Here is a 16032-nt window from a genome sequence, read left to right as displayed (position 1 = left end):
TTATTAGTCTGCATCGATAGCTAAGGATGTTGGGGCGCTTTCGATATACCCAGGCCTATGCGCGATGGCTTCTAGGATACCTTGTTTGATCGGAAGTTCTTTTTGATAGATTTGCCAGTGTGGTGATGTCTCATCGTTTTTCATACGATAAGAGATAAAAGCGCCGTTGGTTTCGCTTGTTATTGTAACTTTTCCATTTTGTACTGCTATTTTCGGCGCTTCGGTAGTTGGCTGAGACGTTTTACCGTTCCATAATTTGTCGATAAGCTGACGTTCTTTCATCGATGGTTTATCTCCGATGTCAGCTAACCATAGTTCTAAAGCATCCCCCATTTCTTCTCGCTTAGTTTTGTAGTTTTCAATATACGCAAGGTTAGATAGTTCGTGAGGATCGTTACACACATTAAAAAGTTCATGAGCATCCTTTTCTTTTCGAAACCATTGGCTCTGTGCTTTATTGAGTGCATCATCTTTCTGTAAACGAAGAAGTTCACGCATGCTTGGTATCTTCTCTCTGTAGGCGACAGGGAGATAGTAAGGCTCATTAGGTCGATAGTTTCGAATGTACTTATAACAATTATCTCTTATAGCTCTGATAGTGTCGGTGAAACCGTCAAATCGGTCTGCGGCGGCATAAATGTACTGTCGCTCATTTGATGTATCTAGGAAGGACTGGCCGTGCATATATTCGGGTATGGAAATACCCGCCATAGCTAACGTTGTTGGTGCGAAGTCGACAAATGACACGAGTCGTTCATCGATGGTCCCTGCTTTATACCCCTTGGGAAAGCGAATTATGAGTGGGACTTTCAAGCCGCTATCATAGATGAGTCGTTTTTGCCGAGGCATAGGGCCGCCATGGTCGGAGTAGAAAACAATAATGGTGTTTTCCAATAAGCCATCGTTTTTTAATGCGCTTACTATCGCGCCTATCTGCTTGTCAGTTTCAGCTAGGTTGTTGTAAACCTTCCAAAGGTCATTTTGTACTGTTGGTGTATCGGGTAGATACGGCGGTACGGGGAATCTCGTTGCCTTATCTATGTGGATAGGGGTATTTTCTTTATTCGTTTTGATTCTGTGATCATTAGGCAGAAGTGCAATTTTTTTTTCGTCGCTGGAAAAGTAGTGGCGCTGTTCTAACTTTCTAATGCCGTATGGTTCAAATAGGCCAGACTCATGTGTGGTAGTGAAATTGAAAATGGAAAAAAAAGGTTTATTACTCGGTTTGTTGCGCCAATGAGCGAAAATCCCATTTTCGTCCCAAGCCGTTCTTGGTGCTTTAAATTGGTAGTCTGTTTTATAATTATTAGTTGTGTAATATCCCGCTTCCCGCATCAACTGACTTAACATCTTCGTATTTACAGGGGGCACAGCCTCGTACTTAGGAAGTCCGGTTTCAGCGGTATTAGAAGACGTTCTCATGTTATTTGCACCAAAGCTGTTGGGGTAAAGCCCAGTTGCTAGTGCTGCTCTGCTCGGTGCACATACGCCAGATGTAGAAAAGGCATTATTATAGACAACACCCTCACTGGCTAGTTGTGAGATGTTCGGTGTACTAATGGTATTGTCACCGTACATAGGCAGTAGGGGACTCATATCTTCAATAACAAGCCACAAGATATTAGGCTGCTCAGTATTTGCCGTAACTGAATGGCTTACTATAAGCAACACAATCGCAACGACCTTGGTCAGTTTCAACTTCATGTTGTGCATTGTCGTTCCACCTTTTTACTAATTTTGCTCGAGCAAAGCCTGCGTAAGTATTACTGAAAAACACTTGCGACATCTTATTTTCAGCGTTCCGATGTTAACATTGTTTTAATCATAAATGTAAACAATAAGTCAAATCCAATCTTTATTGTGCCCGTTAGGAATATTCTTGGTTTACAAATAGCGATTACACACATTATTTATTAAATGAAATTGATGCTGTTAAACGCGTTTGAAGCCCTGTTTATGATATGTTTTTTATTCTATCTTATTGCTTTTCAATGACTTTAAAGATGGTAGGGGAATATTTTAGTTTTGCCGGTCACATCTTTTATTTTGTGAGTGAAAAAGATTGTAAATGACCGTTAATTTGTTTAGAGTTATTGAAAATATTAACGACATATTAACGTTTTGGAGTTGTTCAGTGATGCGATTGAAGTCATTGCTACTACGAGCCATTCTCGGCGGGCTCGCTATGTCCTCAGGGGGAGTGGCTGCGCAAACTTTCGATAAAACGGGCTGTTTCGAGGTTGAGGCGATTGATCGAGTTTGGTCAGGGCATCGAGTTGCGTTTGATTATGTTGGTAAAGGCGATCAGCAAATAGTGGCCTATTATGATGCTAGTAGGCAGATGAGTGTCGCTTACAAACCCTATCCAACCGGAAATTGGATTTATCAAAAGTTAGACAGCTACCTGGGGTGGGATAGCCATAATAGTGTAGTGATAGGTCTCGACGAAGAGGGATATATCCACATCGTTGGTAATTTGCACGTTAATCCGATTGTCTATTTCAAAAGCGAAAAGCCATACGATGTCAGAAGCTTAAAGCGCGTCGACTTCATGGCGGATGAAAAAACGGAAAGTCGTATGACTTATCCGGAATTCTTTAATGACGCTGAAGGAAAGTTATACTTTAAGTATAGAAATGGAAGAAGCGGAAGTGGCAATGAAATCTATAACGCCTTTAATGCCCAGTCTGAAACATGGCAAAGGCTACATGACACTCCTTTAGTAGATGGGGAAGGAGAGCGAAATGGCTATTTTTGGGGGCCAGTGCTTGGACCAGATGGATATTTTCATCTTTCATGGGTTTGGAGAGAGACACCCGTAGCAGCCTCTAATCACGATATCTCCTACGCGAAAAGCAAAGATCTCGTGAGTTGGCTGAATTCTGATGGGACTCCAGTGTCACTCCCCATGAAACTTAACAATAGCGAAGTCGCGGTGCCATTACCGCAGTTTTCTGGCATTCTCAATGGTCACACGCCCATCGGCTTCGATAGTAAATCTCGCCCTTTAATTTCATATCAAGCTTATGATGAAAATGGTAACAGCCAACTCTTCGTTGCGCGAAATAACAAAGGAAAATGGAAGAGTTATCAGGTGTCTGACTGGGAAGACTCTCGCCAAGAACTTAATTTAACGGGTGCGCTTCCAACCACTTTAACAGTTAAAAAACCAGCTGTACTTCTTGAAAATGGAGACGTTGAAGTGTACGCCGATTTAAATGGCACCTCCTATGCTTATACCCTTGAAGCAGAGTCACTAAAGGTAAAGTTAGAATCTACCGGACAACAGATTCCAAAAGAACTACTCGCATTCGATACCGCTAATAATATGCCCTTATACACGCGGGCAATGAAACAAATGAACGATAATGAAGATTTCCCAAGCGCTGGAAAACGATTCTACCTTGCATGGGAGGCGCTGCCGCCTAATCGTGATAAAGGTAGAGCTTTCATCCCCCAGCCAACAACATTAACCGCACATTGCCTAAAGTAATTCGCAGACATCAACGTAATCGGTTTAATTTTAAAATTTTATTAGGAAATACCATGAACAAATTTCGGTTTAGTCTCATAAGCGTAATTGGTGCTTTATTCACATCGCTTTCTTCTAGTGTAGTAGCACAAGACAAGCCAAACATAATCTTCATTCTTACTGATGATTTAGGCTTTAATCAGGTCGGAGCCTATGGCAATACCCCAATTAAAACGCCTAATCTCGATGAGCTAGCGTCAAATGGCATTCGCTTCGATCAAGCTTACGCAGGGAATACCGTGTGTTCACCTTCTCGGGTGTCTCTTTTCACTGGAAGAGATGGTCGCATAATGACAAACAACTCCAATACTGTGCAATTAACAGAAATGGATATAACCCTTGCGCATGTTTTAAAACATGGCGGTTACGATACAGCGCTTTTTGGCAAGTATTCTATTGGTTCACAGATGGGGGTGACCGACCCCTTAGCGATGGGTTTTGATACTTGGTACGGCATGTACTCAATTTTGGAAGGGCATCGTCAATATCCTCAAATATTGTGGAAAGACGGGCAAAAGATCCGCATTCGTGAAAATGAAGGCGGTAAAAAGGGTGCTTATGCTCAGGAGTTATTTACTAATCAAGCTATTGACTACATTAAGCAGCCGCGAGAAAACCCTTTCTTTATGATGCTTGCCTATTCTTCACCGCATGCAGAGTTAGGTGTCCCAGAAAAGTTTAGCGAGCAGTACACATTTACAGAAACGCCATATACAGGCATGAAAGGTGGTAATCCAGCTGACAAATACGCGGCTTACTACCCAGAGCCTGTTGACAAGCCTAATGCGACATTAGCGGGCATGGTATCAGCACTTGACCACTACATTGGTCAAATCGTTGAACAGTTAGACGAAATGGGTGAGCTAGATAATACGCTAATCTTCTTTACGTCTGACAATGGCCCGCATGATGAAGGTGGCGCTGATCCTCAATACTTAAAAGCATCAGAACCCTATCGTGGAATGAAGCGAGATTTGTATGATGGTGGAATACACGTCCCCATGATTGTCCATTGGCCAGAGCGTATTAAAGCTGGCCGCACTGATGACACGCCTTGGCTGTTTGCCGATGTAATGCCTACGGTTGCGGAGCTAGCAGAAGTAAATTTGAACATGGTGCCTAGAGTCAAAACTAACGGTAAGTCTATTGTGGGATTGTTGAAAACCGAACCTAATGAGATGGAAGAACGCATTCTGTATTGGGAGTTTTCGAAGCAGGTAGGCGATCCTAACTCTGGCATTATCGGTGATACTTATCAAGCAGCACGCAAAGGGGAATGGAAAGCGGTTCGCTATGGTTTCGATGCACCATTGGAACTATTTAACATTGAAGACGATCCTGCTGAGTTACGTAATCTTTCGAAGAAAAATCCAGGTGTCGCTAGTGAATTTTTAGCGCTGTTTGAAGAAAACAAAGATTAGTGTAAAGCGATGATTAGGAATGACACGATGTTAAAAGGTCAATTTGTACTTAAAAAAACGCAGATAGCACTCAGTGCAGCATTGATGGGCAGTGTATTGTTAACGGGTTGTGTTACTCAAAAGAGTAATACGGAATCTAATGGCCCTAAAGACACACAGGTCTCATATGTTGAGTATTTTGCTGATAACGCAGTGGGTAACCCCCTAGCGATTGTGCAGCACCCGGCGGCTATACATAAAAATGGAATAACTTACGTATCATATCAAGGCCCAAAAGAAGATCCATTTGTTGCTACCTACAATCACAGTACCAAAGAATGGTCAGGCCCTTTTAAAGCCGGGACTAGCGAGTTAGGCCGTCGTGATGGGGGCAAAAAGTTCGATAACCACGGTAAACCAACCATGCTTATTGATGACGAAGGCTATGTGCATATATTTTACGGGGGCCATGGTGGCCACTCATCCAATGGCAAAAATCCTCTTGGGAATACACACTTTGGCGCGAACAAACACGCGGTTTCTAAAAAACCTTACGACATTACTCAATGGGAAGACTTAGATAACATCACACCGTTTGGGACCTATAACCAAGTCGTTAAAATGGATAATGGTGACATTTATCTATTTTTCCGCCATGGCGCTCACCGCAGCGATTGGGTTTATCAAAAATCCGTGGATAACGGTCGTACTTTTTCCTCTCCAGTCTCATTTCTTAAGCATAAAAGAAGGACTGACATAGAAGCGGTTGATAGTTGGTACGCGTGGGTCGGAAAAGGTGAGGGCGATAATCTTATTGTGTCATATGACTACCACGTATGCTGGGACGGTGGTGCCGGGATCAATGGACGCGGACATACAACAGAGCGCCACGACGTCTACTTCATGAACTTCAATACCAAAACTAATCAGTGGAGCAATGTAGAAGGTGAGTCCCTAGCCTTACCGGTTACTAAAGAAGTTGCTGATGATAAAACGTTAGCAATGAAGACCGGCGCACTTTGGACGTTTAACGGCACCTCACACCTTGATAATGAAGGTCATCCACATATAGCAATTAACGCTGGTGTCGATAGGGGGGCGAAAACAGGTGGTCCCAAGCAAACAAGGCATGTGTGGTGGGATGGTAAGAAGTGGTTGGGGGGTAATAACATTATCGAAGGGTATCAAGGCGTGTCTCGTGGCGACTTTAGGGTGACAGATCCCAGCGATATTCGCTATTTAGTCACCTATGAAAAAGAGGGTGATGCCGTTTTGTCTTGGTGGGATAGCGACGAAGATGGGAATGCATTTTCAGAGGGCTCCACTGTACTTAGAAAAAACAATGCAACTTTCGCTATTTCGGCGCTTATTGAGAATGCTCATCCTGAAGCACAGATGCTGGTGGCTGAAAAAGAGAGTGATGAAAATATAAAAATTTATTTGGTGGGTGAAGATGGCCCGGTACCAAGAGCGCTGAGCAATCTTTAATCATTAAAAAATTCGGCTATGTAAATCATTATTCATATCTCTTTATCAGGAAATATGCACCTAGCCGCAATAATTAGTTGAGAACGAATATATGAATCACACAAAACTGAAATTATCTGCTGTAGCGTTGACATTGGCGTTAGGTCTAAGTGCATGCTCTGGTGAGTCACCTGAAAAACAAGTGCAGAGCGCTGAATCTGAGCAAATGAAAGCGGTAGATGTAGACAAGAGTATGCCGATGCAAAGCATTGAATCTACGGCAAAGCGAATTGGTGAAAGTGCTGCGAATTGGCAAATAGCGCAATTTGGTAACTTGGATTATATTCCTGAGTCTCATCGTGCAAAGTCAGAAAATGCGAAGTTTTGGATCCAAGCTTCATTCTATATTGGTTTAACACGGTGGATTGACGCGACAGACGACAAACAGTTAGAGAGCTTCGTCAAACAAGTTGCAGAAAAAGAAAACTATGAACTAATTCTTGAGCGACCATATCATGCAGATGACCATGCTATTGCTCAGACTTATCTTTGGTTAGCGGAACGTGCTGGTGTTCAAGAGGCCTACATGCCTACTAAAGAAGTATTCGATATGATCTTAAGTAAACCTCCTCAGGTTGGTTTGAACATGGGAGATTCTGAATCGAGCTCTGGCAAATATCACTTAGAAGGGAACTGCCAACTCCGATGGTGTTGGGCTGATGCTCTATTTATGGCTCCTCGCGCCTGGGCACAAATGACCAAGGTTACTAGTGACCCCAAATACCTTGAATATGGAAACAAAGAATTCTGGGCTGCTGCTGATTATCTATTCTCTGATGAGTATGGCTTGTTCTTCAGAGATAGTCGGTACTTCGATGCAAAAAGTGATAACGGTGAGCCAGTTTTTTGGGGGCGTGGAAACGGTTGGGTTTTCGCTGCTATCCCTATGATCATAGAAGAACTACCTGAGGGGCATCCTTCTAAAGACCGCTACATCGAGCTTTATAAAAAGCACGCTGAAGGGCTGATGGCACTTCAAAAAGAAGACGGTTATTGGCCTGCGTCACTGATGGACCCTGATAAAGTGAGAACACCTGAAGTAAGTGGTACCGGTTTTATTACCTTCGGCTTAGCGTGGGGTGTAAACAATGGGATTCTTACCGACCAGCGTTCAAAAGATGTTGTTGAAAAAGGCTGGAGTGCCATTACAAAAGCGGTGACTGACGATGGGCGGGTGAATTGGGTTCAACATGTAGGAAAGAGCCCCGACCCCGTAAAAGAATCTGATTCGCAGCTGTACGGAACAGGTGCGGTGCTATTGGCGGCCTCTGAAATGCTAATTTGGAATAAGTAAAACGATTTTACTGCTGCCTCTAGTCTAGGCCTTTTTAGCTAGGGGCTTTTTTTGCAGCATTTCTTTACTACAAGGAATTTGTCATGCGTTTTTTTCTATACGGTCTTACCTTCGTTGTTTTGATGCTTGCTGGTTGCGACGTCACTTCTCAATCAGCTATTCCCCATGCAGCTGTCTCTCATCCCACTAATTTATCAGTAGAGGGGTTGAATGAGCCACTAAATATACACGCTGCTTCTCCGTCGCTCTCTTGGCATTCAAATGTTGATGAGCAAACACATTATCAGATAGCAGTGGCAAGTTCTGTCTCCCTATTGCAAAACATGGCACCTGATTTATGGGATAGTGGAAAAGTTCCAACTTCACGTTCACTTAACATAATGTACGATGGAGAAAAGCTTAACAGTAGGCAAAAGGTATTCTGGAGAGTAAGAGTATGGTCTACGCAAGGTGTTGACGTTTCTGCGTGGAGCAAGATTGCTTCATGGGAGATGGGTCTTACCGACAATGCTGATTGGTCTGCAAAGTGGATAAAAGCGAGTCAACGTGCGACTGCAGAAGTGACTCCACAGGTTGAACAATGGGTACAATATGCAGCTAGCGCGCAAAATAAAGAGAAAAAGCGTTCAGACTATATTGTAGAACAATTAAAAAAGCAGCCAACCGCAGGTTTATATCGCCATGAGTTTGGCATTAGAAAAAAGGTTGTGAGTGCTCGCCTTCATAGCACAGCGGCTGGCTACTACGAAATGTATATTAATGGCGAGAGTGTTGACTCCCGAATCATGGATCCAGGTCAGACTGACTACGAAGAGCGTATTTTATATAATACAGATGCCGTTGAGAGCCTATTGAAGCAAGGAAATAATGTTATTTCAGCGCATCTCGGGAGCGGATGGTACAACGAAGAAATAGCCTTTTCATCTCCAACAAAAAACCTCACTTACGGCGAGCCAAAATTTATCGCTCAATTGGAAATCAAATTTGACGACGGCTCATCTCAGTTCATCTCAACGAATGAAAAATGGAAATATCATCCATCGCCCGTCTTAAAAGAAGGCCTATTTTCAGGGGAGCTGCATGACCAACGAAGACATGTTAACAAATGGCAAACAGCAAGCGATGCCGTTCTATCCTCTGACTGGCAGGACGTTGAAGTGTTATCCGTTTGGCCAACAAAAAATCTTGAGCCTCAATTAATACCGCCGGTCAGGCTTAAAGATAAACTGCAGCCGGTTCGTATACTGTCCCCAAAACCGAATGTTTGGGTGTTCGATTTCGGACAGAATTTGACAGGCGTACCCGAGCTTAATATTGAAGAGTTAAATCTTAATCCCGGCCAGGGGGTTTACTTGCGATACGCTGAGTGGATTGATTCGGAAGGAAATATCAGCCAAAAAAGCGGAGGTGCTGCACCTAAGTTAAAGCAGGCTGATGGTTATATTGCAGCAAAGAAAAACCCTCATTTGTGGCGCCCAACATTCACGTGGCATGGATTTAGATATGTAGAAATAACAGGTCTTGATAAACCGCCATCTTTAGAGTCAATGAGCGCTTACTTAGTACGAAGTGATATCCCAGTTAGCGGGCAGTTTTCAAGTTCAGACGAATTAATTAATAAAGTGCATAAAATGGCACTGTGGGGCTATCAAAGTAATCTGATTAGTGTGCCATTCGACTGCCCTATAAGAGAGCGAGCTGGCTGGACAGGTGATGCTCACGCCGCACTCATTACCGGAAACTACAACTTTAATATGGACAATTTTTGGGATAAGTATCTTGGTGACTTTAGAACTTCGCCTTTCATTGCCCCTACGGTTGTTCCTGGTAGGCGAGCCCACGGAGGCAAGTTTGACTGGGCTGTTGCAGAAGTCATCATCGCGTGGGAACACTATCGCCACCATGGAGACAGGTCTCTTCTTTTGAAACAATATGAAAGTTTAGAAGAGTATATGACTGCCGGCATTAAAGAGCTGGATAACAACATGATTAGATCTGGCTACGGAGACTGGTGCGATCCAGTCGTTAAGCTAGGAATGTCTCGCGTTGGCGGTCGCTGTAATCCACAGCACACTAGTCATATTATCACTAGTTCTGCATTGTTCGCCCATTCCGCAGATCTCATGTCTAAAATATCTGAAGCTCTTTCAATGGATGAAAATACCAAACGCTATGGTGAACTATTCGAACGTTTAAAAGAACAGTTTCATTCCGAAATGTTTAACGACACATCAGGACACTATGGGAGCCAAACTGCGGATGCGATGGCCCTGGAATTTAAATTGGTACCCAATGAATTACGTCAATCGGTCGCGGATAAATTAAATGATGATGTAGTAAATAAGTGGTCTGGTCACGCCTCTGTCGGCGCTTTAGGTCAAACATACCTTTACCGAGCGTTGAGCGACCATGGATACGTTGATACGGCCTTCAATATATTTAAAGCAGAGGGCTACCCTGGCTACTCCTATTTAATTAATGAATTGCACGCCACTACGTTGTGGGAAAGAAAGGGCGGTTTTGTTAATAAAGAAGTACTTACACTAGATGATGCGCCCGGACGTTCTCTAAATCATCCTTTCCATGCGGGATACGATGGGTGGTTTTTCGAAGGCTTGGGTGGTATTCGACCATTGAGTGACAGTGTGGGGTTTCAACACTTTATGCTTAAGCCTGTTTTTCCATCAAATTTGGAATCCGTTGATACTAGCTATACCACCGGCTATGGCGAAATTAAGAGTAAGTGGCAGCGACGGGATAAAAGCGTTATCTGGAATTTCGTCGTCCCTAAAAATACAAAGGCAACGGTGTACCTTCCAGGCGATGCTCCAAAAATCTATAAACCAGGCAACTATTCACTAGTGGTTAAGTAGTGTTATTTAGACTTTATGGTTAACAACAACAGGATTCGAAAATGCTAAAACGGAATGAGAAAACGAAGAGCCAGTTAAGTGTGGTTGTGGGCTACGTAGCTGTACTTTTATCACTTGCAGGATGTGTGAGCAAACCCGAAGAGACAGTGTTGAAAGCAGAGCCTTTAGAAAGTACTCCACCCAATATTCTGTTAATACTATCTGATGATCATGCGTGGAACGATTATAGCTTTATGGGGCACGAAATTGTTCAGACGCCAAACTTGGATAAGTTAGCACAAGATGGCGTAACGTTTACTAAAGGTTATGTACCTACCTCACTTTGTCGGCCATCATTAGCGACAATAGCCACAGGTCTTTACGCGAGTCAGCACGGTATTACAGGTAACGACCCGTCGCGAGAAATTTCTGGTGGGAAAGAGGGGAATGAGTACCTTCAGCAGCGTTCAGACATTATTGCTAAAATCGACGACGTACAAACACTCCCAGACCTGTTAAGAGAGAAAGGATATGCCTCTTTACAGACAGGGAAGTGGTGGGAAGGAAGTTTTCAGCGCGGTGGATTTGATGAAGGTATGACCCGAGGCTTTCCTAGCCCAGGAGGGCGCCACGGTGATGAGGGTTTGAAAATTGGCCGCCAAGGTGTAGATACCATCACTGATTTCATCGACCGAACAAACGAGGCCGATAAGCCGTTTTTTGTTTGGTACGCTCCGTTTATGCCGCATTCCCCACATACTCCTCCAAAGCGAATACTATCGAAATACGCAAAATACGACTTACCGGAGTCCATTGCTAAATACTATGCGATGATCGAATGGTTTGACGAAACGAACGGCCAGTTATTTGACCATCTTGAGAAGCGTGGACTAACTGACAATACCTTGATTGTTTACGTTTCGGATAATGGCTGGGTAACTAATCCAAAGCAGACGGACAGATTCTTGCCGCAGTCGAAACAAAGTCCCAATGAAAGTGGTGTACGCACACCAATTATTTACTCATTACCCAACTCATTCAAATCAAAATTCAGACAGGAAAGAGTCAGTAGTATAGACATTGTGCCCACCATCTTAGGCGCAGCAGGGATTTCTGTACCTGAGAAACTGCCAGGTCTTAATCTCTACGATAATTTGACTTCTGGAGAGGAGATAGAAAGAGAGACCATCTTTGGCGAGGGCTTTGCGCACGATATGGATGATTTAGACGATATAGAGTCAACACTGCTCTATCGCTGGGCAATCAATGGGGATTGGAAGCTGATCGTGAGTTACGACGGTAAGAATGTCAGTTATCAAAAGTATCACGATAAATTCTTAGTTGGGCCAAGACTTTATAATCTCGCTGACGATGAGTTCGAGCAAGTTAATCTAGCTAAGCAGTATCCAGACAAAGTGAAAATGTTAATGAATGAAATTAAGGGTTGGTATTCATTGGAAAAGCGCAATGTCATCCAATAGGTAATTCTGTGGCTTGTAGGTGCTTACTTACAGGCCATTCTAATTCTCTTATTTAAGATCTTTTTGTAGCCGATAAATCGTGATGCTGTTCGCGATTATTACACTCACTTCAAGTAAAACCCCGCCAACAGAGCCCAAATAGACATTGTTTGTAAGCCAAAAGAATGCACCACAAATAAATAGTTTTCTCATTAGGATGCCGTCAGCATAGAAAATTGCATAGGTCCCAAAGCAAGCACCGAAAATAGGGCAGAGGTCTACAGGCTGGTGGACGTTGAATGCACCCCACACAATATTTATTACGATAAATAAAGCGCCAATATATCTGTGATTGGCTTTTATCGAGATGATAGTACGAAAAAAATTTAAAAAATTCGCTATGGTCCCAGTTACCGAGCCTAAAAAGAAAAAGTGTGCGGTTTGAAATGAAAACATCACTATCAAGCTTAGCTTTAATTTGATGTCGCTTTTGTGGGTAAAGGAATAAGTAGCCACTAAAAAGGCAAGTACGCCAAATATCTGACCGAGCAATTCATAAGACATGATAATGATGTACTCTTAGGAAGAATAAAACTGGGCTCAAAAAATACGCACGAGCCCAGAAGCTGTGTGACTTAATCGCCAAATTCTCGGATTAAGCTGTTGATTGTTTCCTTGGCGTCACCCAAAATCATGCGGGTGTTATCTTTGAAAAATAGCGGGTTGTCCACTCCGGCAAAGCCTGCATTTGCCGAACGTTTTAGCACGAATACTGTTTTGGCTCGGTATGCTTCAATAACAGGCATACCGTATATTGGACTACCTTTCATTTCTTTTGCTGCAGGGTTGACTACGTCATTAGCGCCGATGACGATAACGACATCATAATTTTCCATGCGGGGATTTACATCATCCATTTCGTAGAGCTGATCGTATGGCACGTCTGCTTCTGCAAGGAGTACGTTCATGTGGCCTGGCATGCGCCCTGCGACGGCGTGAATGGCATAGTCTACGGAACATCCATTTTCCTCTAATAACGTATGCAACTCTCGCACTGCATGCTGAGCTTGGGCAACCGCCATTCCATAGCCAGGCACTACCAGTACCGCCTGAGCTGCTTCTAGCACATAGAATGCATCTTGGGGCGATAAAACCTTAATTTCGCCCGTGATCACTTCACCTTGTTCAATGGGTTTTGAAAAGCCGGATAGTAGAACATTCATCAGCGAGCGGTTCATGGCTTTGCACATGATATTAGTTAATATTAGACCAGATGCGCCAACTAACAGGCCTGTTACTATCAAAATGGTGTTACCTACCGCTAGACCGGCTGCGGTTGCTGCAATACCTGAATAGCTATTGAGTAATGCAATAACAACCGGCATGTCAGCACCACCTATTGATATAGTGGCCCAAAGTCCGAAGCTTAATCCTATAGCAATGATTATGTATAACCATAAGGTATTAGCGGGATCGGTAACAAACATATAGCCGACGAGGACCATTGCCACTAGATGCAAGATACTGAGTTCTCTTAGCCCTGTAAAAATGAGTGCTTTTGATGATAATTTGCCAGAAAGCTTGCCCCAGGCTATTACAGAGCCGGAGAAAGTTACACCGCCGATAAGAAGTGTTAACAGTACCGTAATGAAAACAAAGCCGCTTGCAGTAACAAGCATTTGCTGTGACATGCCGCTTACTGTAGCCCATCCAAGTAATAGCGACGCCGCGCCACCAAAACCGTTGAACAAGGAGACCATTTCAGGCATCTGGGTCATCTGTACACGTTTAGCTTTCCATGCGCCATATAGTCCGCCAACAATTACTCCCAACGCTATAAAGTGGTAGCTAATGATCTGTTGGTCTAGCAAAGTGATTATCACGGCAATAAACATACCTACTGCTGAGACGAGGTTGCCTTTGCGTGCAGTCGACGGGTGACTAAGTAATTTCAATCCAAAAATGAAAAGCCCAGCAGAGACTACATAGGCAAGATTTATAAGTATTTCTAAAGTCATATTTGCCATTCTCTTAGCTATTGTCTTTTTTCTTAAACATGCCGAGCATGCGATCAGTCACAAGATAGCCACCGATGACATTGATGCTGGCCAACGTAACCGCGACTGTACCTAAAACGGTTGTTAACACGCTATTATCTGCGCCCGAAGCAATTAGCGCCCCGACTAGAGTAATTCCTGAAATAGCGTTAGAGCCTGACATTAAGGGGGTGTGCAGTGTAGCCGGCACTTTACGAATTAATTCAAAGCCGAGAAAAGCAGCGAGCAAAACTATAAAGAGTAAATAAATGATTTCCATGATTAAGCGCCTTTGTATGCGTTTATTAGTGTTTCGTTTGTAATCTTTCCGTCATGGGTTATGACAGATGAGGCGAGAATTTCATCATCAAATGACACATCAAAGCGTAAAGGGTCATTTTTTGTGAATTCGTCTAGAAGATTAAACACATTATTGGCATACATGTCGGTTGCAGCTCGTGATACTTCTTCACTCCAGTTTCCAGAACCAATAACTGTGACTTGATTGATAACTGAAATTTTACCTGGCTCTGAACCTTCGACATTGCCCCCTGAGAGTGCAGCCATATCGACCACAACGCTTCCCGGCTTCATCAATGAAAGTGTTTCTTTATTAATCAGCACCGGAGGCTTGCGTCCAAACAATTGGGCTGTTGTTATGACAATATCCGACGTGGTTATAGCGTCTTTTTGAGCGTCTGCTAAAACACGTTTTTGGTCATCAGTCAGTTCTTTTGCATAGCCGTCTTTTGTTTGTCCGGTCTCTCCAATATCGACTTTTAAGAATTTACCGCCCAATGATTCCACTTGCTCTGCAACCACGGGACGAGTGTCGTAAGCGAGCACGTTCGCTCCTAATCTTTTTGCGGTTGCAATTGCTTGCAACCCAGCAACGCCGGCACCGATTACAAAAACCTTTGCAGGCTTAATAGTGCCTGATGGAGTCATCATCATTGGTAATATTGAAGGAAGGTAGTTCGCTGCCTTCATCACCATAACGTAACCTGCGAGACTTGCTTGTGAACTAAGCGCATCCATTTTCTGTGCTCGAGAGCTGCGGGGGATCATTTCTACCGAAAGAGTCGTCAAATTGGACGCCGCCAGTTTGCTAACAAGCGGTTGTTGAAAAAACGGGTCTATATGGCCGATAACGAGTGTGTTGGCTTTTAGTGTCGAAACTACCTGTTCACTAGGGCTATTTACACATGCTAATACGTCAACTTCGCCAGCAATGTCGTTGGATGTGGCAACGACATTGGCACCTGCTTCCTCAAAATCGCTGTCTGTATAATGCGATAGTAAGCCAGCGTTACTTTCTAGGTAGACGGCAATACCTTTTCGAACGAGTTTCAAAACGGTAGCAGGGGTAGCGGCGCATCGCCGTTCAATGTGCTCGTGCGATGACGATTGCTGAGCTTCGTTTAAAATTAGGATTTTCAACTATATCTCCTTTCCTAAAACATTGAGGAGAATGAGAAATCTCATTCAGTATACTTTTCTGTCGTTTACTGATGCGTTTAAATGAAACCCTACTGGAGCGTCGAACAAGAGTATGCTGCCGGTGTCGATATTATTGTTGGATTGACACCGAAGCTACTTTCTTTACTAAAGGGGTTTTAGTCTAAGTGAAATACGCGTTTGAGATCCGTCGTCACAGGAGAATTGTCCTCATGGGTATCCATTATATCTGCCATATAGTTCCACCATTTTTTTACAATAGGCTTAACGGGTAAATCATCCATTGAATGATTGTCGTCCCGTTTCAAAACCGCAAAAAGCTTGTTTGAGCGCTCCTCATAAAAAATGCTGTAGTCTGAGACTCCGGCTTCTTTCAGCTGCACAGCGAGCTCTGGCCATATCTCATCGTGGCGTTTTTCATATTCTTTTTGGAAGCCAGGTTTCAGCGTCATTACGAATGCAATCTTTTCCAT

Annotated in this window: 12 protein-coding genes; 6 read left to right on the top strand and 6 right to left on the bottom strand. The window is 43.4% G+C overall.

Features of this window, described 5'->3' with window-relative positions; translation table 11 throughout:
- Positions 1-3 precede the first annotated feature (3 nt).
- Positions 4-1713: a sulfatase family protein gene (locus JV36_RS0104125; protein WP_032096152.1), complete on the bottom strand. Its 1710-nt coding sequence runs from the start codon at positions 1711-1713 to the stop codon at positions 4-6.
- Between the two features lie 355 nt (positions 1714-2068).
- Here JV36_RS0104125 and JV36_RS0104120 point away from each other — a divergent pair, with 355 nt between their 5' ends.
- From JV36_RS0104120 to JV36_RS0104095, 6 genes are all read left to right on the top strand, one after another.
- On the top strand, positions 2069-3493 hold the full coding sequence (locus JV36_RS0104120; RefSeq protein WP_235207759.1) for a BNR repeat-containing protein: 1425 nt from the start codon (positions 2069-2071) through the stop codon (positions 3491-3493).
- 53 nt (positions 3494-3546) lie between these two features.
- A complete protein-coding gene (locus JV36_RS0104115; RefSeq protein WP_032096151.1) occupies positions 3547-4953 on the top strand; it encodes a sulfatase-like hydrolase/transferase in 1407 nt (468 codons plus the stop codon).
- A 27-nt stretch (positions 4954-4980) separates the two neighbouring features.
- Positions 4981-6420: a BNR-4 repeat-containing protein gene (locus JV36_RS0104110; protein WP_032096150.1), complete on the top strand. Its 1440-nt coding sequence runs from the start codon at positions 4981-4983 to the stop codon at positions 6418-6420.
- 91 nt (positions 6421-6511) lie between these two features.
- Positions 6512-7753, top strand: a complete 1242-nt coding sequence (locus tag JV36_RS0104105) for a glycoside hydrolase family 88/105 protein (RefSeq protein ID WP_032096149.1) — start codon at positions 6512-6514, stop codon at positions 7751-7753.
- 83 nt (positions 7754-7836) lie between these two features.
- On the top strand, positions 7837-10626 hold the full coding sequence (locus tag JV36_RS0104100) for a family 78 glycoside hydrolase catalytic domain (protein WP_032096148.1): 2790 nt from the start codon (positions 7837-7839) through the stop codon (positions 10624-10626).
- Between the two features lie 41 nt (positions 10627-10667).
- Positions 10668-12086 (top strand): sulfatase family protein, encoded by a 1419-nt coding sequence (locus JV36_RS0104095; protein WP_032096147.1) that lies wholly within the window; start codon positions 10668-10670, stop codon positions 12084-12086.
- A 48-nt stretch (positions 12087-12134) separates the two neighbouring features.
- On the opposite strand, the gene JV36_RS0104090 is transcribed toward JV36_RS0104095, so the two are convergent.
- From JV36_RS0104090 to rhaM, 5 genes are all read right to left on the bottom strand, one after another.
- Positions 12135-12629: a YgjV family protein gene (locus tag JV36_RS0104090; RefSeq protein ID WP_032096146.1), complete on the bottom strand. Its 495-nt coding sequence runs from the start codon at positions 12627-12629 to the stop codon at positions 12135-12137.
- A gap of 71 nt (positions 12630-12700) precedes the next feature.
- The gene (locus JV36_RS0104085; RefSeq protein WP_032096145.1) at positions 12701-14083 is read right to left on the bottom strand and encodes an NAD(P)(+) transhydrogenase (Re/Si-specific) subunit beta; all 1383 of its coding nucleotides are present in this window, start codon (positions 14081-14083) and stop codon (positions 12701-12703) included.
- Between the two features lie 13 nt (positions 14084-14096).
- A complete protein-coding gene (locus JV36_RS0104080; RefSeq protein WP_032096144.1) occupies positions 14097-14381 on the bottom strand; it encodes an NAD(P) transhydrogenase subunit alpha in 285 nt (94 codons plus the stop codon).
- A 2-nt stretch (positions 14382-14383) separates the two neighbouring features.
- On the bottom strand, positions 14384-15541 hold the full coding sequence (locus JV36_RS0104075; protein ID WP_032096143.1) for an NAD(P) transhydrogenase subunit alpha: 1158 nt from the start codon (positions 15539-15541) through the stop codon (positions 14384-14386).
- 176 nt (positions 15542-15717) lie between these two features.
- Positions 15718-16032, bottom strand: coding sequence for an L-rhamnose mutarotase (gene rhaM / locus JV36_RS0104070; RefSeq protein ID WP_032096142.1), 315 nt, complete (start codon positions 16030-16032; stop codon positions 15718-15720).

Origin of the sequence: Alteromonas sp. LOR (assembly GCF_000753865.1) — a bacterium.
Taxonomy (GTDB): Bacteria; Pseudomonadota; Gammaproteobacteria; order Enterobacterales; family Alteromonadaceae; genus Alteromonas.
Note: the sequence above shows the minus strand (reverse complement) of the source record. Positions and strands in the feature narration are given on the sequence as shown.

Excerpts from the sequence above, each read along its gene's own strand:
- JV36_RS0104125 (WP_032096152.1), bottom strand. The coding sequence starts at position 1,713 with ATGCACAACATGAAGTTGAAACTGACCAAGGTCGTTGCGATTGTGTTG.
- JV36_RS0104120 (WP_235207759.1), top strand. The coding sequence starts at position 2,069 with ATGACCGTTAATTTGTTTAGAGTTATTGAAAATATTAACGACATATTA.
- JV36_RS0104115 (WP_032096151.1), top strand. The coding sequence starts at position 3,547 with ATGAACAAATTTCGGTTTAGTCTCATAAGCGTAATTGGTGCTTTATTC.
- JV36_RS0104110 (WP_032096150.1), top strand. The coding sequence starts at position 4,981 with ATGTTAAAAGGTCAATTTGTACTTAAAAAAACGCAGATAGCACTCAGT.
- JV36_RS0104105 (WP_032096149.1), top strand. The coding sequence starts at position 6,512 with ATGAATCACACAAAACTGAAATTATCTGCTGTAGCGTTGACATTGGCG.
- JV36_RS0104100 (WP_032096148.1), top strand. The coding sequence starts at position 7,837 with ATGCGTTTTTTTCTATACGGTCTTACCTTCGTTGTTTTGATGCTTGCT.
- JV36_RS0104095 (WP_032096147.1), top strand. The coding sequence starts at position 10,668 with ATGCTAAAACGGAATGAGAAAACGAAGAGCCAGTTAAGTGTGGTTGTG.
- JV36_RS0104090 (WP_032096146.1), bottom strand. The coding sequence starts at position 12,629 with ATGTCTTATGAATTGCTCGGTCAGATATTTGGCGTACTTGCCTTTTTA.
- JV36_RS0104085 (WP_032096145.1), bottom strand. The coding sequence starts at position 14,083 with ATGACTTTAGAAATACTTATAAATCTTGCCTATGTAGTCTCTGCTGGG.
- JV36_RS0104080 (WP_032096144.1), bottom strand. The coding sequence starts at position 14,381 with ATGGAAATCATTTATTTACTCTTTATAGTTTTGCTCGCTGCTTTTCTC.
- rhaM (WP_032096142.1), bottom strand. The coding sequence starts at position 16,032 with ATGGAAAAGATTGCATTCGTAATGACGCTGAAACCTGGCTTCCAAAAA.